Source organism: Bacillus sp. 522_BSPC (genome assembly GCF_001076885.1).
Lineage (GTDB): Bacteria > Bacillota > Bacilli > Bacillales > Cytobacillaceae > Niallia > Niallia hominis.
On record NZ_JVDT01000046.1, the window covers coordinates 1 to 410 of the forward strand.

1 pseudogene is annotated in these 410 nt (G+C 35.1%); it reads left to right on the forward strand.

What is annotated here, in order from left to right:
* A pseudogene (locus tag ADJ83_RS25460) lies at positions 1–410 on the forward strand (PLP-dependent aminotransferase family protein); the annotation flags it as partial.

Genomic DNA, 410 nt, shown 5'->3' on the forward strand with positions numbered 1-410 from the left:
AAGCTATATGATTTTACCAGACGTGTTGCTTGAAAAATGGAAAGAAAAAAGGAGGCCTGATTCACAAGCAAGCTCTCCACTTTTACAGCAGGCATTGGCAAGCTTTATTCATAACGGAGATTTTGAACGCCATATTAAGCGAATGCGCAAGGTATATGAAAGAAAATATGTGTTCTTAGTCCAATGCATAAAGGAATATATGGGAGAGCAAGTGCAAGTAATTGGGGAGAAGGCTGGTTTACATTTACTTATCCGTATTCCAAATAAAGAAGATAGATTTCTTGAAGAAGCAGAAAGAATAGGGATTAAAATTTATACAACGGAATCTTATTATACAGAGAAAAAAGACAGATATCCTTTTTTACTAGGTTTTGGGGGATTGGATGAAAAGGAAATAAAAGAAGGAATAC